17 protein-coding genes are annotated in these 20,192 nt (G+C 44.6%); 10 read left to right on the top strand and 7 right to left on the bottom strand.

What is annotated here, in order from left to right:
- Position 1: 1 nt before the first annotated feature.
- The 7 genes from ABN702_RS20765 to ABN702_RS20735 all read right to left on the bottom strand — a co-directional run bounded on the left by ABN702_RS20765 (position 2) and on the right by ABN702_RS20735 (position 8,144).
- Complete coding sequence (locus tag ABN702_RS20765; RefSeq protein ID WP_417898502.1) at positions 2-679, bottom strand: ABC transporter ATP-binding protein; 678 nt, start codon at positions 677-679, stop codon at positions 2-4.
- Complete coding sequence (locus ABN702_RS20760) at positions 679-2,319, bottom strand: ABC transporter permease (protein ID WP_417898501.1); 1,641 nt, start codon at positions 2,317-2,319, stop codon at positions 679-681. Before ABN702_RS20760 ends, ABN702_RS20765 begins: the two co-directional genes overlap by 1 nt.
- A 148-nt stretch (positions 2,320-2,467) precedes the next feature.
- Entirely contained in the window at positions 2,468-3,565 is a 1,098-nt protein-coding gene (locus ABN702_RS20755; RefSeq protein ID WP_417898500.1) for a Fe(3+) ABC transporter substrate-binding protein, read from the bottom strand.
- Positions 3,566-3,712: 147 nt separating this feature from the next.
- Positions 3,713-4,615, bottom strand: a complete 903-nt coding sequence (locus tag ABN702_RS20750) for an aminoglycoside phosphotransferase family protein (RefSeq protein WP_417898499.1) — start codon at positions 4,613-4,615, stop codon at positions 3,713-3,715.
- Between the two features lie 73 nt (positions 4,616-4,688).
- On the bottom strand, positions 4,689-6,716 hold the full coding sequence (locus ABN702_RS20745) for a TRAP transporter permease (RefSeq protein ID WP_417898498.1): 2,028 nt from the start codon (positions 6,714-6,716) through the stop codon (positions 4,689-4,691).
- Positions 6,713-7,183 carry a DUF1850 domain-containing protein gene (locus ABN702_RS20740; protein WP_417898497.1) on the bottom strand — a complete coding sequence of 157 codons (471 nt, stop codon included), beginning with the start codon at positions 7,181-7,183 and terminating at the stop codon, positions 6,713-6,715. Before ABN702_RS20740 ends, ABN702_RS20745 begins: the two co-directional genes overlap by 4 nt.
- A complete protein-coding gene (locus ABN702_RS20735) occupies positions 7,173-8,144 on the bottom strand; it encodes a TAXI family TRAP transporter solute-binding subunit (RefSeq protein ID WP_417898496.1) in 972 nt (323 codons plus the stop codon). Before ABN702_RS20735 ends, ABN702_RS20740 begins: the two co-directional genes overlap by 11 nt.
- A 181-nt stretch (positions 8,145-8,325) precedes the next feature.
- On the opposite strand from ABN702_RS20735, the gene ABN702_RS20730 reads away from it, so the two are divergent.
- The 10 genes from ABN702_RS20730 to ABN702_RS20685 all read left to right on the top strand — a co-directional run bounded on the left by ABN702_RS20730 (position 8,326) and on the right by ABN702_RS20685 (position 20,181).
- The gene (locus ABN702_RS20730) at positions 8,326-9,786 is read left to right on the top strand and encodes a M20 family peptidase (protein ID WP_417898495.1); all 1,461 of its coding nucleotides are present in this window, start codon (positions 8,326-8,328) and stop codon (positions 9,784-9,786) included.
- Positions 9,787-9,848: 62 nt separating this feature from the next.
- Complete coding sequence (locus ABN702_RS20725; RefSeq protein ID WP_417898494.1) at positions 9,849-10,538, top strand: response regulator; 690 nt, start codon at positions 9,849-9,851, stop codon at positions 10,536-10,538.
- Positions 10,535-11,539, top strand: coding sequence for a sensor histidine kinase (locus ABN702_RS20720; protein WP_417898493.1), 1,005 nt, complete (start codon positions 10,535-10,537; stop codon positions 11,537-11,539). The genes ABN702_RS20725 and ABN702_RS20720 overlap by 4 nt, the downstream gene beginning before the upstream one ends.
- A 98-nt stretch (positions 11,540-11,637) precedes the next feature.
- Positions 11,638-12,399 (top strand): ABC transporter ATP-binding protein, encoded by a 762-nt coding sequence (locus ABN702_RS20715; protein ID WP_417898492.1) that lies wholly within the window; start codon positions 11,638-11,640, stop codon positions 12,397-12,399.
- Positions 12,389-14,335: an ABC transporter permease gene (locus tag ABN702_RS20710; protein WP_417898491.1), complete on the top strand. Its 1,947-nt coding sequence runs from the start codon at positions 12,389-12,391 to the stop codon at positions 14,333-14,335. Before ABN702_RS20715 ends, ABN702_RS20710 begins: the two co-directional genes overlap by 11 nt.
- A 97-nt stretch (positions 14,336-14,432) precedes the next feature.
- On the top strand, positions 14,433-14,951 hold the full coding sequence (locus ABN702_RS20705; protein ID WP_417898490.1) for a PH domain-containing protein: 519 nt from the start codon (positions 14,433-14,435) through the stop codon (positions 14,949-14,951).
- Positions 14,948-16,381 (top strand): PH domain-containing protein, encoded by a 1,434-nt coding sequence (locus tag ABN702_RS20700; protein WP_417898489.1) that lies wholly within the window; start codon positions 14,948-14,950, stop codon positions 16,379-16,381. The genes ABN702_RS20705 and ABN702_RS20700 overlap by 4 nt, the downstream gene beginning before the upstream one ends.
- A 202-nt stretch (positions 16,382-16,583) precedes the next feature.
- Positions 16,584-17,564: a TAXI family TRAP transporter solute-binding subunit gene (locus ABN702_RS20695; protein WP_417898488.1), complete on the top strand. Its 981-nt coding sequence runs from the start codon at positions 16,584-16,586 to the stop codon at positions 17,562-17,564.
- 90 nt (positions 17,565-17,654) lie between these two features.
- Entirely contained in the window at positions 17,655-18,191 is a 537-nt protein-coding gene (locus tag ABN702_RS20690; protein WP_417898487.1) for a DUF1850 domain-containing protein, read from the top strand.
- Complete coding sequence (locus tag ABN702_RS20685; protein WP_417898486.1) at positions 18,184-20,181, top strand: TRAP transporter permease; 1,998 nt, start codon at positions 18,184-18,186, stop codon at positions 20,179-20,181. The genes ABN702_RS20690 and ABN702_RS20685 overlap by 8 nt, the downstream gene beginning before the upstream one ends.
- The last annotated feature ends 11 nt before the right edge of the window (positions 20,182-20,192 follow it).

Genomic DNA, 20,192 nt, shown 5'->3' with positions numbered 1-20,192 from the left:
GTCAACTCATCACCAATTCACATGGCTTTTTCACAAGTTGGCCTTCTTCTATAAATAGTACGCGATCGGCAATAGCTTTTGCATCTTCAAAGTCATGCGTGACCAGGATGGAGGTGATGCCTGTTTTCTTTAGGATGTCTTTCAGTTCTTCACGGATTTTCTCCTGCAAGTGTACGTCCAGGTTGCTGAACGGTTCATCTAAAAGCAACAAAGATGGTGAAGGTGCGAGGGCACGCGCCAAAGCAACCCGCTGCTGCTGACCTCCACTTAGCTCATACGGATAGCGATGGCCATAATCGGATAGGTTGATCAGGGCGAGCATTTCCCCGAGGCGCTCCTGCTTCTGTTTCCGGTTCATTTTACGCAAGCCGAATTTGATGTTCTGTGCAACCGTCATATGTGGAAAAAGGGCATAATCCTGGAACACGACACCAATTCCCCTCTTTTCAGGCGATCGAAGGGTATTATCATCAAACATGCATTCCCCGTCGATTCTCATAACCCCTCCCTGGGGAGTTTCAAGACCTGCAATCAGGCGGAGCAGCGTACTTTTTCCGCTTCCGCTTCTCCCAAGTATCGAAATGATTTCCCCTTTTTCGATATCCACCTGAATATCCCGCAATGTATGATTTTGTGCATTTTTATATCGGAACTTTAAATCTTGAATCTGAACAAACATTATTTCCCCTCCTTATCCAGTATTCGATAAAAGACAAAGATGCTTAATGCGCTGATAAAGATGATAAGCAAAGACGCGATGGACGCTTCCTGCACCCTCTCATCATTCGCATATTTGAATGCCTGTGTTGCCAATGTCGAAAAGTTGAACGGCTGCAGGAACAAAGTAAGCGGCAGTTCTTTCATGATATCGATGAAAACGAGAATGAACCCGCTGACAATCGCACCTTTCAATAATGGAAGATCTACTGTAAAAAAGGTTCTGAGCGTCGATGCCCCCAAAGTACGGGAAGCTTCAGTAAAACGATTCCCTGTCTTTTCAAAGCCGGACTCAATCGCATTGAAGCCGATTGCCAAAAAGCGGATTACGTAGGCAAAGACCAGCATCGAAAGCGTGGTCCGAAGCACAAATTCAGGCTTCAGCTTGAACATGGCCAAAAAGGAGACAATCTGCTGGTCGAGCATCATAAAGATGGTGATGACTGCTATGGCGATGGCCGCTCCTGGTATCGAATACCCAAGTGTCGTAACCCTGGAGAAGATTTTCGGGACCACCCCTTGCTGCAGCCTCGTGTAATTGGAAATGATCAGTGCAATGACAAGGATGATCGTCGCTGCAATACCTGCAACAAAAATGGAGTTCTTTGCAAGCTCCAGGAATTCAGGCTTGAAGACTGTTTCAAATGTCATGGTCGCCCATGCTAAAAGCTGAAGCAACGGAATGATGAAAGCGATGGCAAAAATGCCGAAGCAATAGGCAAAAACCAGCCAGCCCTTTACTCCCGTCAAGTGCTTAGGCTCAATCGGCCGCACCTTTGAAGAAGGATCAAAGAATTTCTTCCGCCCTCTTAACAGGCGCTCCATGGAAAGGATCACCATCACCATGATCATCAATGTCCCGGCAAGCTTCAGGGCGGAATCAAGATCCATCATGCCATACCAGGTACGGAAGATAGCTGTGCTGACAGTCTGAATCCCGAAATAGCTTGTTACACCATAATCATTGAGCACTTCGAGAATGACAAGCGTCACACTCCCGACGATCGCACCGCGCGAAATGGGGAGTGCCACGCGGAAGAATGTCTGAAAGCTGTTGCTTCCCAAAAGCCTGGCGTTTTCGATAACTGAAGCGGAAAGGCTCTGAAAATAGCTTCTTGTTATGGAATACACATAAGGGAATAGCGTAACAGTAAAGACAAAGATAGCACCAGGAATGCTCATCATATTAAAATAGGCTTGGTTCACCTGCATATCGAAATCGTTTCGCAAGGTGGACTGAATCACTCCTGTGTAATTGATGATGCCGTGATAGGTGTACGCGGCGATATATGGCGGTATCGCCAGGGGCAGTATCAGGCTCCATTTCAGGAAGTTCCGCAAGGGAAACTGATAGATTGTTATCAGCCATGCCAGGCTCGTACCGATCAGCATGGTAGCCAAAGCGGTAAACAAAATAATCAGAACGGAGTTTTCAAGATAGTCCCTTAATAAATATTCTTTTATATGTAGCCAGTTTTCATTAGGCTCTGTAAAAAATTCGACTGCTATTAAAATGTTGGGAATGAGAATGATAGCGATAAAAAGCAGACTTAGAATGGCCCAGCCTTTATGTTTCACCCTTGACCAATGGAACTTACTCACTGTGACACTTCCTTTAGACGACAACGCTGTTGTAAATACTTTATTCATCCAATGTAAATTATAACGAAAATCATTCTCAAATGGAACGAACAAACGAAAGAAAAGAACCGATTCACTCAAAAAGGAACCGGTTCTTCACATTATTGTATTATTTCCAGCCTACTTCATTGAAAATCTTGATAGCAGCCTGTTGGTTTTCACCATAAACAGTCAGGTTTACATCCTGCTCTTTGAATTCGCCCCAAGACTTTAGTAGCTCTGCAGGCTCCACTTCAGGATTTGCAGGGTATTCATAGTTTGCTTCCGCAAATTTACCTTGCGCTTTTTTATCAGATAGGAACTCGATGAATTTTACTGCATTATCTTTGTTTTTCGCATGCTTTGTCACAGCCGCTCCACTGATGTTAACATGTGTACCAGTCGTATCCTGGTTCGGGAAGAACACTCCTACGTTTTCTGCAACCTTCACTTCTTCAGGATCTTCCGAGTTCAACATTACACCAAGATAGTATGTGTTCATGATTGCTACATCTGCTTCACCAGCAACCACAGCTTTAGCCTGATCGCGGTCTCCGCCTTGCGGATCACGTGCCATATTTTTCACAATTCCTTGCGCCCATTCCTTTGCTTTTTCCTCACCCATTACATCAATGAAGGATGCAACCAAAGAAATGTTGTACATATTATCAGATCCTCTTACTACTACACGGTCTTGCCACTCAGATTCTGTTAAAGCTTCATAGGTGGAAAGCTCTTCAGGCTTCACTCGGTCCTTTGCATACACAATAATACGTGCACGCTTTGTAAGACCAAACCATTGGTTATCTTTATCACGCAGTTTTTCCGGGATATTCTTTTCCAGAACCTCACTTTCCACGGCTTGGAATAATTCACGGTCCTTGGCTTGATACAGATTACCTGCATCCGCTGTGATGTAGACATCCGCTTCTGTCGCTTCGCCTTCGATGCTTAGACGCTCCATCAATTCTTCGCCTTTACCTTCTACAACGTTCACCTTAATGCCTGTTTCTTCTTCAAACATTTTGTACAATTCTTGATCCGCTTCATAGTGGCGGCTTGTATATACATTTACTTCCCCGGATTCTTGTTCCTTGTTCGCTTCTTCACCCGAACCATTATTGTTTTCGGAAGAAGTATTGCCATTATTATTTGTGCTGCTTACGCAACCGGTCAGAGCCAATACTAATGCAAGCATTAAACTCATGATGATATTCACTTTTTTCACCAAAAGCACCCCTTATGTATGTAAAATTGATAATCAGTCTCATTTACTATTGTAATGATTATCATTCTCAAGTCAACACTTTTTTGTAAACTAAAAATAATAGGAGGATAACACTCTTGAAATGTCATCCCCCTCTATTGCAAACTATTATTCTGTCATGAATTCCATAAACCACTTTGCACATGTATACGACTCTTCCCATTCTGCCTGGTCCTCTAACCCCCAGCAAGCAGAAAGAATCGACATGGAAATAGCGGCTTTCAATAGACGTTCGCGATCAAGCGAAAGACCTTCCGCTATCCACTTTACACGCAGTTCAAGAAGCTCTTTCGGATTCTCCTTGTTGAGTAGATGATTGGTCATGAAGGAAATAAGGTCAAAATAAGGATCCCCTACCACTCCTTTCGGGTCGATGGCAAGCCAGCCTTTTTTATCGTCATATAAGATGTTTTCATGGTGAAGGTCGCCATGCAGCAGTTCCATCCCTTCTGTGGTTTCGGTCAATTCTGCAAAATACTTTTGCGCAATCTCTATGTAACTCTTTTCAATGGGGCCATCACCTTTTTCATGCAAGTTGTTATAGCGGCCAAGGCCTGATGCCCAGTCAAGGATGGTTGGACTTTGGCATTTAGCAGGAACCGGTCTGCGGATCGCCTTCCACACCCCGATAAACTGAAGAACGGCCAGCTTTTCCTCCTTTTCCTCAGACAGCATCGTCCCTGGCACAAGCTTCTCGAGCAGCATGGCACCACGTTCCTCTTTCGCTTTCAACAACCTGGCACAGCCCTTTCCTCCATAGACATTAAGTGTGCGAATCTCATTCGTAAAATCAAATGAAGGCACGCCAAGCTTCAGCATCACAGGTGTACCATGTTCCTCCTTGGCATGCAGTACATAATTGTAGGATAGGTTTGATACAGGACCTTCTATCTGCAACTTCCATTCTTTTTCACAGGACTGTATAGTCGACGCCACATTGGTCAGCCAAACCTTTCCAGCTTCCCCAAAAACATCCACGATTTTCTTCTGAAACCATTCTGGAATATTCATAGCTTGCTACTCTCCTCTATTAATCATAAAAAGGCATGCCACTCTCATTCGGCATGCCTTTTTGAGCTATTGCTTATACACCAATATTGATATTATTCGGCCGTTCTTTCTTTTCTTGAATAAAATTAAGGATGAAAATGGATGTGACGATGATGACTCCAGCAATATCCGTAAAGGTTTCCGGAATAATCATCATCAGTGCCCCTGCCCCTAGCACGATACGTAACAGTGCGTTCAGGCTGGTTCGGAAGTATCCTTCAATGGAGGCGCTCAATGCAATGATTCCTACAACTGCTGTAATGGTGATCATCGTGATATCCAGTGCGGATGCCATCGGGAATTCCTTGGCATTGACCGCAGCATCCGTTGCATCAATCATCAGCATCGCTGGATTATAGACGAACAGATACGGTATCAGGAATCCGGCAGCCGATAATTTCAATGCTGTAAAACCGGTGCGCATCGGATCTCCACCTGATATACCCGCTCCAGCAAAGGCGGCAAGAGCTACCGGCGGCGTGATATTGGCAAAAATTCCGAAGTAGAACACGAACATATGGGCAATCAGAATCGGAATCCCGAATTCTGCAAGGGCAGGTGCTGCCATCGTTGCCGTGATGATATAGGCAGGGATGGAAGGAAGTCCCATTCCCAGGATCATGGATGCAATCATCGTAAAGAACAGCGTCAGGAACAAGGACCCTGCGCCTAGACTTGCGATGGAGGATGTCATGACATTCCCAAAGCTTGTCAAGCTGACGACCCCAATGATGATGCCGACTACCGCACAGGCTACCATGACGGATAGTGATTGTCTCGCACCATCATTTAATGCATGCAGAATATCCATGAAGGACATGCGCGTTGTTTTTCTGAATGCCGCCACTACTACCGTGGAAACGATGGTATAAAATGCTGCATGGCCAATTGGAACACCTTGATAGAGCAGCACAACAAGGAACAGGATAGGCAAAAGCAGATGTCCGCGTTCCTTCATGATCTCCCCTACTCGTGGCAGATCTGCTTTCGGAATGCCCTTCAGGTTTTCTCGGCCGGCTCTGAAGTGCACCTGCATGATTACAGCCAAAAAGTAGAGCACAGCCGGTATCAAAGCGGCCAAGGCTATGGTTCCGTATGAGACGCCGGTGGTTTCGGCCATGATGAAGGCGCTGGCCCCCATGATTGGCGGAAGGATCTGTCCACCTACCGAGGCACTCGCTTCGACCGCTCCAGCGAAGTTCTTGGAATACCCAATTCTTTTCATCAACGGAATGGTAAAGGCTCCTGTCCCAACCACGTTCGCAACTGCCGCTCCATTGATGCTTCCCATAAAGCCACTGGAGATGACTGCCACTTTTGCAGGGCCACCCTGTTTATGACCTGCAAGTGCCAAGGCGAGGTCATTGAAGAATTGACCCATCCCTGATCGTGCCAAAAACGCTCCAAATAAAATGAAAAGAAAGATGAAGTTGACGGAAGCTCCGATGGCGGTGGAGTATAATCCTTCCGTCTTCAGATACAACTGACCAAAAATGTCCCCCAAGTCATAAGGGCGTGTCATCATCTTGATCGGCATCCAGCTCATATGGCTGAAGAACGGATATGCAAGGAACACTAGCGCCAATATCGGCAGAATAATACCGGTTACGCGGCGAGCCCCTTCTAGTACAAGGATAACCGTCAAGATTGCGAACACAATATCCATTGTATTTGGAATACCACCACGGGATGTTACAATCTCTTGGTACTCCATGATGAGATATCCTGCAGAACCTAATGCAAGAACAAATAATATCCAGTCATACCAGGCTATTTTGCTGCGGTCCTGATTTTTGGTTGTAGGATAAAGTAGGAAAATCAACGCCATTCCAACCGCAACGTGGATGGATCGCTGCTGAAGGGCAGGTATTGGATTGAAGGTAACGTATAAATGGAAAAGAGAATAGAGAATGGCAATGGCAGAAACAACAAGGACGGTTTTTTTACTGGCAAAATGACGCACCTTTGACTCGGCATCATATTTTTCCAGTATTTCCGCTCTTTTGTCTTCTGAAATTTCATCCTTTTCTATGCTGTCGTGCTGTTTTTTTGAATCTGTCACTTCTTTTCACCTCTTAGATACTGCAATAGTGGTATTTTTTCAGCTTTGATTTCAACAGTTTCATAGTCTTCTATGAATGTATACAAGGGGATGGTACGACCTTCCAGATAGAGCGTTGTCTGCACATTTTCGGATACACTCAATTGGAGGTTTTCCATTTTCTGATTGATTTTCATATGGACAAAGCCGTCTTTGGAAGGAATGATTTCTCCAGTCGATGGAGTCCCTGCACCGAAGGTTTTAAAGCGTGTACTGAGGAGAAAAAGACTGTCATCTCTTCTCTCATAGGTTTCAAACCACGGTTCTTTTTCGACGGAATGAATCCAGCCAAGCTCAAATGTTTCTTCCGTCAGGAAAAAGCTATCCTCTTTAAAGGAAACCTGCAAAACAGGTACCTTTACCAAAAGGAGAACAAGGAGCACTATAAGTAATACAGTGCTCCCCATCACGAAACGTTTACTGTTCATCGTAATATTTCTTTGATCCTGGGTGGACAGGCGCCACCATGCCTTCCTGTGCCTTCTCTAAAGATACTTCAGTAGCTGCCTGATGAGCATTTCCAAGCGTCTCCAGATTATCAAAGAAAGATTTTGTCAGCTTGTACACATCGTCTTCACTCAACTCGCTGCTTACAACAAGTGCGTTCATGATGGCAGCAGTCGGAACAGCTTCAGCATTTCCATAAGTATCAGCAGGAATTTCCATTGCAACGAAATATGGCTGATCTTTTGCAATTTTTTCGATATTGGCCGGATCTACAGACACCATTTTGATATCAAGCGTTTTGGAAAGCTCCAGAACGCTTGCATTTGGAAGTCCACTCGTTAAAAATGCCGCATCGATTGCACCAGACTTCAATCCGTCTGCCGCTTCTGCGTAGCCGAGGTAATCCACTTGAATATCATCGTATGTAATACCATGACCCGCTAGGAGATTACGTGCGTTCACTTCCACCCCTGAGTTCTGGTCTCCTACAGCTACACGCTTTCCAACCAGATCTTCAATTGTTTCGATTCCGGAATCCTCCGTTGTGACGATCTGTACATAGTTAGGATACAAAGTGGCTACCTGCTGCACATTCTCCACTTTTTCAGAGAAGTTCCCTGTACCATTCACCGCTTCTGTCAGTACATCACTCATGACAAATGCCATTTCGATTTTTCCTTCTTTGATCAAGTTGATGTTTTCCACAGAAGCACCCGTTGCCTGTGATTTCGAGTTGATACCAAATTCATCGGAATATTCATTTGCAAGGGCTGTCCCAATTATATTATAAGGGCCTGATGAACCACCCGTTGCAATGGTGACAATGTTTGTCTTCAAGCCATCCTCATTCTTGCCAGAGCTTTCGTTCCCCCCACAGGCTACCAGTATGGTGCTCGACAATAGAACGCTTACAATTACAGAACCAACTTTTTTGAATTTCATCAAATTCCTCCCCTTTGCAAGATAAAATAGTTCTAAATTAGTTTAGCAGAATAATAGTTATGCTTCAATTAATTTTTACATTTTTCTGGTTATTTATGCAATTCTGTCAATAACTCTCATAGAGAGAGGGAATCTATCGCTATGTATGGAACTATAAATAGTATAAAAGGGGGCATGAAAGATGAAAAAAAGAAAACTGGTAATGGGAACGGTCGGTGGGCTGCTTTTGTTGTTTGGAGCAGTAACAGGCTTCCAGACACTGACCCTGGAATCCAAACAGCCAACTGCCAAACCGACAGCTGTGCTAATAGACAAAGAAAAGGCCCTGCAACATTTATCTGATGCAGTCACCTATCAAACCATTTCCTATGAGGATCGTACAAAATTTGATTTTAGCGAGTTTGATAGATTCATTGAATTTCTGCAAGCCAGCTATCCGTCCAGCCATGATGAGTTGGCATTAGAGCGGATTAATAATTATGCACTTCTCTATAAATGGGAGGGTTCCGACTCCTCCTTGAACCCGATTGGCTTAACGAGCCACTACGATGTCGTTCCGGTTCTTGATGGAACAGAAGAAAATTGGGAACAAGAGCCCTTCAGCGGAACTGTAACAGATGATGCCATCTGGGGCCGTGGAACACTAGATGATAAAATTGGCGTCATCGGGATCATGGAGGCTGTGGAATACCTCATTAATGAAGGCTATAAGCCAAAACGCGATATGTACTTCATGTTTGGATTTGATGAGGAAATTGGCGGGGAAGAAGGAGCCAAGGCGATTGCAGAGACGTTAAAAGAACGTGGCATCCTATTCGATTTTGTCATGGACGAAGGCGGTGCAATTGTGGAAAGCATGGTCCCAGGTGTTTCTCAGCCAGTCGGGGTTGTAGGCATTTCGGAAAAAGGCTCGGCCACAGTGGAATTGACCATTGAAGGCAGCGGCGGCCACTCCTCCCAGCCAAAGAATCAAACAAATATCGGAAGGATTGCCAAGGCCATTGCCAAGCTCGAGGATACCCAATTCCATGCAGAGCTTAGAGGACCGGGAGAGGACCTTTTTGAATTTGTAGCACCTGAAATGAATCCAGGCTTGAAATATGTGTTTGCCAATAAGGCGATATTCAAGCCCGTCATTGAACTTATTCTTCTGCAGGAGCCTGCATCTGCAGCCTTGATCAGGACCACCATCGCCCCGACAATTTTCCATGCAGGCGAGCAGTCCAATGTTCTGCCGGAAAAAGCATCTGCCGTCATCAATCTTCGCCTGATGCCCGGCGACTCGCTTGATGAAGTGAAAAGCTTTATTGAGAAAACAATTGATGACAAGCAAGTAAAGGTGTCCATCAGCGGCAGCGAGGCCACCAAGGTATCCTCTGTGGACGGTTGGGAATTCTCCACCATTCAGCAGGCAGCACGGAATGTCTATGGGAATGCCATCATCGCCCCCTATCTGATGGTTGCAGGGTCGGATGCCAAGCATTACGACATGGTGTCAAACAACACCTACCGCTTCCTGCCTGTACAGATTACGGCGGAAGATCTGAACCGCATGCATGGAACCAATGAACATGTCAGCATCGACAATTATTTGAATAGCATCAAGTTCTATGCAGAGTTAATAAAAGAAACCAATAAATAGAAATTCTGCTGCATCTTCGGCTACAATGAAGGAAAGCATATTGGAAAAGTGTGGTGCGAAAATTGTTTAAGCTATTTTTAATTGAGGACGATACAAGCCTTTTCGGTGAAATCAAAGAGCGCCTCTCACAATGGTCCTATAAGGTGCACGGGGTCACGGATTTCAGCAACGTGTTCGGGGAGTTTGTTGAAATAAAGCCTGATCTTGTCATCATCGATATTCAGCTCCCTAAATACGATGGCTTCCATTGGTGCCGGATGATCCGGAGCCATTCCAATGTTCCCATCATCTTTCTGTCTTCCCGTGACCATCCCACCGATGTCGTGATGTCGATGCAGTTCGGTGCCGATGACTATATCCAGAAGCCCTTCCATTTTGACGTGCTGATTGCCAAGATACAGGCGATTCTGCGCAGAGTCTATAACTATAGCACCGAACTGACCAATCTGAAGACGTGGTGCGGGGCCGCTGTCGACTATGAAAAAAATACCGTCACCAATGAGATGGGTTCCATTGAACTGACCAAAAACGAAATCTTCATTTTGAAGCTGCTGATCGAGCAGAAAAATAAAATTGTCAGCCGGGATGAGCTGATGAACAAGCTGTGGGATGATAAGCGTTTTGTCAGTGACAACACTTTGACCGTCAATGTCAACCGCCTACGAAAACGGCTGGAGGAGCTGGGGTTGGGGCGAAACATTGAAACAAAGGTTGGACAGGGTTATATGGCTATGGAAGGCAATACGCCATGATCGTCTCCTTCCTCCGAGAGCGTCTAAGCTGGATCATGCTAGTTGCCTTTCTTCATCTTTTCATCAGCTTTGTCGCCTTTATCGACACATCCATCCCGTTGGTCTCTGTTCTTTATATTCTATTTTTGTCATTCGGTTTTTTCCTTGTGTTTTTATTCTTTCGATATAAAAAGGAAACCGAATTCTATAGACATCTGAAGGAACGTGAAAAGGATCTCGACCTCTCTACCTTGCCAAAGCCTGATAGTCCTTTTGAAGAACTGGTTGCAGAGAGTCTTAGAAGTCAATCGGAACACCTGAAGCAGGATTCACATCAACATATGCAATTGCTTGAGAAGGAAAAGGATGACCTTTTGGCATGGATCCATGAGGTGAAGACACCCTTGACCGCCATGAAGCTGATGGTAGACCGGATGGAGGATGAAAAAAAGCGTGCGTCCCTCACCTATGAGTGGCTTCGCATCCACCTCCTCCTTGATCAGCAGCTCCACCAGAAGCGCATTCCTTTTATCGAAAAAGATCTTTATATGGAAGAGACAGATCTTGAGGAGCTTATCTATACCGAGATAAAAACTCTCCAATCATGGTGCATCCAAAAAGGAATCGGATTCGATTTGCAGCTTGGGGTCAAAGAAGTGCTCACCGATGCTAAATGGCTTTCCTTTATCCTGAGACAGCTATTGACCAACAGTGTGAAATACAGCAGGGAGTCGGAAATTGAAATCAGCAGCTTTTTATCGGAGGGGCAGACCGTTCTGAGGGTAAAAGATCATGGACGCGGGATCGCGCTCCGAGATCTGCCCCGGATTTTTGATAAAGGCTTCACCTCCACCACCGACCATCAGGACCATGCATCAACCGGTATGGGATTGTATCTCGCAAGGAAAGCGGCAGACACGCTGCATATACATATCGATGTCACATCAACCCTTGGAACAGGTACGACCTTTACCCTCACCTTTCCGAAGAAGAATGAATTTGTCCGTGTGATGAGCAAGTGACAAAATTGTCACTTGCTTCTTCCATTTTGTAAGCCGAATCAAACGATGGGAGTGGCGCTCCTTTTTTATAATGAAAGCAGAAAAGGAGCGTGTCAGATATGACCATATTAAAAGCAGAAAATATCCGTAAAAGCTATGGAAACAAATTCAACAAGCAGGAAGTGCTGAGAGGGATCGAGCTTGATATCGAGAAAGGGGAATTCGTCAGCATCATGGGAGCGTCTGGTTCAGGGAAAACGACCCTTCTTAACGTGCTTTCTTCCATAGATAAAGTGAGTCAGGGAACGATTCTGATTGACGGTAAAGAGATTACCTCCATGAAAGAAAAGCAGCTTGCCGAATTCCGTAAATATCATCTCGGTTTCATCTTTCAGGAGTATAACCTCCTTGATACACTAACTGTGAAAGAGAATATCCTCCTGCCATTATCCATCTCGAAAATATCAAGGAGAGCAGCGGATGAGACCTTTAAAAAAGTGGCGGATGAACTGGGGATCTTTGATATCAAAGACAAATATCCCAATCAAATATCCGGAGGGCAAAAGCAGCGCACCTCTGCAGCACGGGCATTCATCCATGAGCCAAGCATCATCTTCGCAGATGAACCTACCGGGGCGCTTGACTCCAAATCCGCCTCCGATCTCCTGAATAAACTGAGTGATCTGAACCAGAAAAGAAAAGCGACCATCGTCATGGTTACCCACGATCCGGTAGCGGCAAGCTACTGCAGCCGTGTCATCTTCATTAAGGACGGTGCCATCTACACACAATTGAACAAAGGTGACGAAACAAGACAGAACTTCTTCCAGGATATCCTGAAAACGCAGGGAGTCTTGAGCGGGGTGCAGTATGAGCGTTAATCAGCTGATTTTCCGGAACTTGAAGAAAAACCTTCGGAACTACTATTTGTATGTATTTGCATTGATTTTCAGTGTGGGGTTGTATTTTGCCTTTGTTACCCTGCAGTACGATCCGTCGATGGATCCTGCTGAGGGAACCATCAAAGGCGCAGCTGGTATCAGGACGGCTTCCATCTTACTTGTGGTTATCGTTTCAGTCTTTCTTTTATACGCAAACAATATATTCATAAAGCGCCGCAGCAAGGAAATCGGACTTCTTCAATTGATCGGCATGACGAAAGGACGGATTTTCCGGATTTTGAGCGCAGAAAATTTCATTTTGTATTTTGGGAGCTTGGTAATCGGAATATTGGTCGGCTTTTCGTTTTCCAAACTGATTATCATGATTCTGTTCAAGTCTACGGGAGTCGATGCCATCGCTACCCTTCAATTCTCGACTCAGGCTCTTTCACAGACCGTAGTTGTCTTCAGTATTTTGTATGTGTGCCTGATGCTGATGAACTTTCTTTTTATTAAAAAGCAGACTATCCTCTCCCTATTTCGCGTCCTATCTTCAACAGAGGAACAGATCAAGAAGATTTCAGTTCTCGAAGTGATCATTGGCGTAATAGGCATTGGCTTGATTGCTTCCGGCTATTTTATCAGCACCAAACTTTTTGATGGTGATTTTGTCACAACGAATGCACTATTCTTTGCCATGTTCTATATCCTTGGCTCTGTCATTGTAGGGACCTACCTCTTCTACAAGGGCTCTGTCCGATTCATCTTTCATTTGATCCGTAAGCAAAAGAACGGCTACCTGAATATAAATGAGGTCCTTTCCCTCTCCTCCATCATGTTCCGGATGAAGTCGAATTCCTTTTTGCTCACCATCATCACAACCGTTTCTGCGCTATCCATTGGACTCTTGTCCCTGAGCTATATTTCTTACTATTCCGCGGAAAAGACAGCAGCAAATCGCGTGCCTGCCGATTTTTCTTTTACAGATGCCGAGGTGGCAGATACGTATAAATCCCTATTGGATGAGAATGACATATCCTATCAGGAGGAAGTAATTGAAGTTGTACAGGTTCTGATAGACGTTGAAAGCATCATGGAAACCAATTTGGAGGAACTTAATATTGATATGATGGCCTTCAGTCTTCCTACGGTCAGTGATACTTCTGTCGGAATAAGGGACTTGAAGCCAAATGAAACACTTTTTACCGGTTATAATGACCTGATGCAAAGATTCATGACCTTAAAGGATTCAGGAAACATTGAATTAAAGGGAAAAACTAAGACGATCCCACAAAAATATGTAGGGCTTGAACGGGAATATCCCATCTCCTGGTACTTTACAGACGGCGGACTTCCTGTAGCAATTGTCGATGAGACGGTATTCCAACAACTGAAAGAAGATAAGAATCCAGAGATTCAACCGGAATCCTCCTTCTATATCGGGATTGACATCAAGGACAAAGAAAAACTTGAGAAGGCGAACACCCTTTTTGCTGAAGCCGGATTGGCTGGACAATACGATCACGACTCACGACTCGATATGAGCAATGACACCAAGAAGATGATGGGCCTTGCGATGTTCATCGTAGGATTCCTGGGGCTTACCTTCCTCATCACATCAGGCTGTATCCTATATTTTAAACAGATGGATGAGAGTGAAGAGGAAAAGCCGAACTACACCATCCTTCGCAAGCTCGGATTCACACAAAGTGATCTGCTTCGGGGGATAATGGCCAAACAGCTGTTCAATTTCGGCATACCACTGCTTATAGGCCTGCTTCACAGCTATTTTGCCGTCCAATCAGGATGGTTCCTGTTCGGAGAAGAAGTCTGGACCCCGATGATCATCGTCATGGTCATCTACACAGGACTCTATTCCATTTTCGGACTATTGTCAGTGATGTATTATAAAAAAGTAATAAGAGATGCCTTGTGATAAGGCTTAAAGCTCCAGGTCAAACTGGAGTTTTTCTTTTTAATTGAAACCAATTTCTACCGATATACGTAATGAAGTATGGAAAGGTGGAAAAAAAATGTACATACATATTGAAGAACCAACAGAAAAAATTTCGACGAACGCCATCACGGTATGGCGGATCAGCAATACAATCGGACATGCCGTTGCTTTGCTTATTACAGCTATTCTTATATTTTGTGCCGATAGATTCGACTGGTACCGCTGGGTGGAGATTACGCTCTATTTTATTGGTGGATTTTTGATCTTCTCTGCCTTCTATTCCATCCTCATCGAACCCATTCTTACGCAGCGCTATTGGCGCTACAAAATTGATGAGGAGTTTGTGCAACTCAAAAATGGGAAATGGAATGAAAATCATACGCTGATCCCGATGGAGAAAGTGGAATACGTCCGAACCGAGCAAGGACCCATCCTAAGGAAATTTGGATTATACGATATCGTAATCGGCACCACCACTTCCAACCACACCCTTCCTGCGATTCCAAACGAGGTGGCCCTGGAGCTAAAATCCCAGATTGCAACCTATGCGAAAATCAAGGATACGGCAGATGTGGATGGAGGGGTAAATGAATGAATGCCGCACATGATGTTAAACGATATCATCCTGCCTGGATTGCATTGGAACTGTTAACAGCACTGAAAAATTCCGTCTTCGCCATTTTCTTTCTCTTTATCCTTAAGGCGAATTCGACCTCTAGCTGGATTGTCTGGGGCCGCTATCTTTTCATTGCGGCTGCCATTCTAACAATCTTTTCCGTACTTCTGAAATGGCTCCTGCATCGCTATGAATTGCAGGAATCCTCCATTGTTGTGAAGGAAGGAATACTAGTAAAAAAACAACGAACTGTTGCACTGGAGCGCATTCAAAATCACCATTCCAAAACCACTTTTGTGCATCGCTGGTTTAACCTTACCTCCCTTACCCTTGAGACGGGAACCAGCGGGGATGAGGCAGCCATTACGTTCCCTGTCATCACAAATTTGGAGAAGGACCGAATCTTGTCCCTGCTAGAAGAGAAGGAATCTTCAAAGGTGGCAGATGGCGGGGAGAATTTTGAAAAGAAGGGCCGGACCGTTCATTTTCGATCCACAAGAAAAGATCTCTTTAAGGCATCTTTTACTTCGCTGAGCTTTTTAGCTATCTTCCCGTTGCTCTCGGCTATCTATTTCAATCTTGCAGACATCTTTGACATTGAGGATTCTGCCGAAAACGCAGTGGAATACCTGATCGGCCATTGGTGGATGCTTATCGTACTGTTTGTCATCGCCATGCTGCTTTCTGTTGCCATCGGCTTCATTAAAACGGTAATCAAATATGGAAACTATGAAATTAGCGATGATGAGGAACGAATTTATATCGAAAAAGGGGTGGGCAGCTCCTCAAGCTTCTCCATCCAGAAGCATAAAGTGCAGGCAGTGGTCGTGGAGCAATCGATCTTGAAGCGTTTTCTTGGACTTGCCTCCATCAAACTGATCAGTGTCGGATCTGCTGAAGGCGAAGAGAAGGACACCAGCTCCCTCTACCCTTTCATGCCGAAACACGAAGCCTACGAGCTCTTGCACACTCTGCTTCCCGGCTATCCAATTGAGGAAAACATGCAGCGGTTTCCGATAAAGGTGCTATGGCTGAAGCTGATATTACCTTATTACTTCACGATACTGGTAGCTGGCGGTCTGTTCATCTTTAAACGGGAATGGATCTGGATTGCAGCCGTTGTCTTCCTTCTATCGTTCATTTCAAGAATACTGGACTACTATTTCACAAGTTATATCAGAAACGGTAACACGGTACAGGTTCGCCGAGGCGGCTTCACAAACGAAACGTTCGTAACCAAGCGCTCCCAGATCCAGCAGATCACCGTCCATCACTCCTGGATCCAGCGGAAATTCAGCGTAGCCTCCCTCTCCTTCATCAACCGGGCAAAACCGATGCACACCAGTGAACTTTACGGTCTATCCAAAGAAGAGGCCAGCGAATTTTATCGCTGGTATCATGGAAGTTGACTATAACGGGGCCTGACCCTCAGCGCTTTAAGCTGCTTTAGGGTCAGGCCCCTTCTTCGTTGTTTCACGTGAAACTTTTTCTATTCATATACAGAATTGGCAGTGGTTTTACAGAAACATTCCTGTTATATGACATATAGTTTGAAAACAGGCTGTAATAATTGTAAAATGAATGGTGTAACTTTAAATTAGGGGGAGTTTGATGAAGAAGAAAAGTAGTTTATTGGTAATGGCTATGTTTCTAGTATTATCGTTATTTTTGGCGGCTTGTGGAAACGGAAACGATGGGGAATCCACTGGCGAGAAAAGTGATCCAAAACTAATGAGCATGCTGACTGGTGGAACATCTGGTACATATTATCCACTTGGCGGCGAAATGGCTAAAATCATTACAGATGAGACAGGAATTCAAACTGACGCACTTTCATCCAATGCATCTGCTGATAACGCAGCTGCTCTTGCAAAAGGGGATGCGGAACTTGCATTTGTACAAACGGATGTAATTGCGAATGCAATTGAAGGTAAAGGTGCTTTTGAAGGAAAAGCTGTGAAAAATGTAATGGCTATCGGTTCTTTATATCCAGAAACAGTACAAATCGTTACAACTCCAAAATCCGGCATTAAAAGTGTGGAAGATCTTAAAGGTAAGAAAGTATCTGTAGGTGCTCCTGGTTCAGGTACTTACATGAATGCTGAACAAATCCTTGAAATCCACGGTATGACAATGGACGACATTGATGCACAAAACCTTGACTTCGGTGAATCCACTGGAGGAATCCAGGATGGCAACATCGACGCGGCTTTCATCACTTCTGGTACACCAACAGGAGCGGTTGAAGGATTATCAGCTTCTGCTGATGTCGTGATTGTGCCAGTTGCACAGGACAAAATCGATGCTTTGATTGAAAAATACCCTTACTATGCAGCAGATACGATCCCTGCAGGCACTTACGGTCTGGAAAGTGACGTAACAACAGTTGCGGTACTTGCGATGCTAGCTGTTACTGATAGCCTTTCAGAGGATCTTGTGTATGATATTACAAAGGCGATCTATGAAAATTCAGGAAGCCTTGCACACGCGAAAGGGAAACTCATCACACTTGAGACAGCAACAGACGGAATCGGAATCGACTTCCACCCTGGTGCTAAAAAGTACTTCAAGGAAAAAGGATTACTAGACTGATCCACAAACAAATGAAGGAACGGCCGACTGTCAATTTCACTTTGCTGTCGGTCCTTCTTTTTTGTTAACAGAAATTAGGTGGTTTTTACCATGAAACTTCTCTCAAAAAAATCAATAGGACTTATTATTTCCTCGTTTACAGCAGTTCTCTTATTGTTTCTATTTTTATTCCCTCTCCGCACAGCGCTGGTATTTCACGTTGAAAACACAGAGGAAATCCATGCTTTCCTTCCCATTGAGGAAGAGGAAACCTTCCAGCTTATCTTCACCCACTCCATCCATCTGACAGATGTCGTGGAGAAATACCGGGTGATGAACGACCTGCAGATTGTTCAAACAGAGATTGTGTATGAAGAATTTGGGATCGGGATGCCTTCCAATGCAGGGGAAGGCGAGGAATTTGTGTATGAAGATGGAAAATACCACATCAAGAATATGAGCAATGTCTTCCCTTACCTGAATATTAGGAATGGAAAAACAGTCTCAAAAAACCGTCTTGCCTGGGGTATTGATGGAGAAAAAATGATTTGGTTCAATGAATACTTCACCCCAGGGGACTGGTATAAAGTAAAAGTAGAAAAGCTGACCCTATGGCAGTATTTGAAAGGAATGAAAATTCATGAGTGATACAAAGGACAAATTAGAGATGACAGCAGAAGAACAGGAAAAGCTCTTAAAAAAGTATGATGCAGAGGCCAATACCCGCGACCTTACGGGTTATACCGCTAAAGTACTCTTTTTCATGTTGCTGGCCTTCTCTCTGTTCCAGCTATATACAGGGATATTCGGTCAGTTCACGGCCTATATTCAACGTACCGTCCATCTGGGCTTTGCGTTGACTATCATCTTCCTCCTGTTTCCTGCTAGAAAAGGACTAAAGAAAACGAAGGTCGATTGGTATGATTATATTCTGATTGGATTGACCATTGTTGTGTGCGGTTACTGGCCTGTATTCTATGATACATTGGTTCAACAGATCGGCGGAATCAACACTCAACAGACCGTCATTGGCGGACTTGCCATTCTTCTTGTACTTGAAGCGACAAGAAGGGCCGTCGGACTTCCAATCACCATCATAGCCGGTGTGTTCATGGTGTACGCATTGTTTGGTCCATACATGCCGGGAATTCTTATCCATAGAGGACTCAGCATTGAACAACTGATTCAATCCATGTTCTTTACAACAGAAGGAATTTTAGGGACACCACTACAGGTATCCTCCACTTATATCTTCCTGTTTCTATTATTTGGGGCATTTCTTGTACAAACGGGAGTCGGAAATTATTTCAATGACCTTGCCATTGCCATTGCAGGAAAACGAACAGGTGGACCTGCAAAGGTTGCCATTTTCTCCAGCGCCTTGCAAGGTACCATTTCGGGAAGCTCTGTTGCCAATACCGTTACAACAGGCTCTTATACCATCCCGCTGATGAAAAGGCTCGGATATCACCGAAACTTTGCCGGGGCTGTAGAAGCAGCCGCTTCTACAGGAGGTCAGATCATGCCCCCTATCATGGGTGCAGCTGCCTTCTTGATGATTGAGTTTGCAGGTGTCGCTTATTGGGATATCGCAAAGGCAGCAACCATTCCTGCCGTTCTTTACTTCTCCGGTATCTGGATCATGACGCATCTGGAAGCAAAGAAAAATGGTTTATTGGGATTGCCAAAAGAAGAAATTCCGAAAAAGAGTGTCGTGTTAAAGAAAATCCATTTATTAATCCCGATTATTGTTATCGTTGTTTTGCTTTTCCAAGGATTCAGTATCGAAAGAACGGCATTGATCGGTATATTAAGTACCATCGTTGTAAGCTTATTTCGCAAAGATACGAGAATCACATTTGAAAAGTTCTTGCTTGCCCTTACTACAGGGGCACGAACTGCACTCGGGGTTGCTGCTGCAACAGCCTGTGCCGGTATCATCGTAGGTGTTGTAACGAAGACTGGACTTGGCTTGAAGATGGGGAACACGCTGGTTGATTTGGCAGGATCGCTTGCATCCACGCCAAACATTCAGCTATTGCTCACTTTGTTCTTCACGATGATCGCTTCCATCATTCTTGGTATGGGATCACCGACAACAGCCAACTACATTATTACATCAACCATCGCTTTACCTGCAATCATTGCCTTGAATGATCAGCTTGAAGTGGCAATTCCGATTCTTGCTGCCCATATGTTTGTATTCTACTTCGGAATCGTTGCAGATATCACCCCGCCTGTTGCCTTGGCCGCTTTTGCTGCAACAGGGATTTCCAAGGGAGATCCAATCAAAACTGGAATCAATGCATCAAAGCTTGCCATTGCAGCTTTTATCATTCCATATATGTTCGTCTTCCAGCCACAGCTGTTGATGATCGACACGACCATTTTGGAAGTATCGTGGATACTTGTCACCTCCATTGTCGGAATGATCTCCATCGGTGCCGGCCTCATCGGCTTCTGGTACCGTAAGCTGCACTGGATTGAAAGAATTCTAACCGTCCTGACAGGACTACTCCTGATTTATCCGGAATCCAACACCGACATCATCGGCTTCGCTGCATTCGCCATCATGTTGGCACTGCAGATATTCTGGAAAAGGGATAAAGGAAACCTAGGAAAAGAAGCAGAAGCTTGATTAATAAAGGG

Origin of the sequence: Bacillus haimaensis (assembly GCF_048270625.1) — a bacterium.
Taxonomy (GTDB): domain Bacteria; phylum Bacillota; class Bacilli; order Bacillales; family Bacillaceae_I; genus Sutcliffiella_A; species Sutcliffiella_A haimaensis.
The sequence above is the reverse complement of the archived record's forward strand: the minus strand, read 5'-3'. Positions and strand labels throughout refer to the sequence as shown.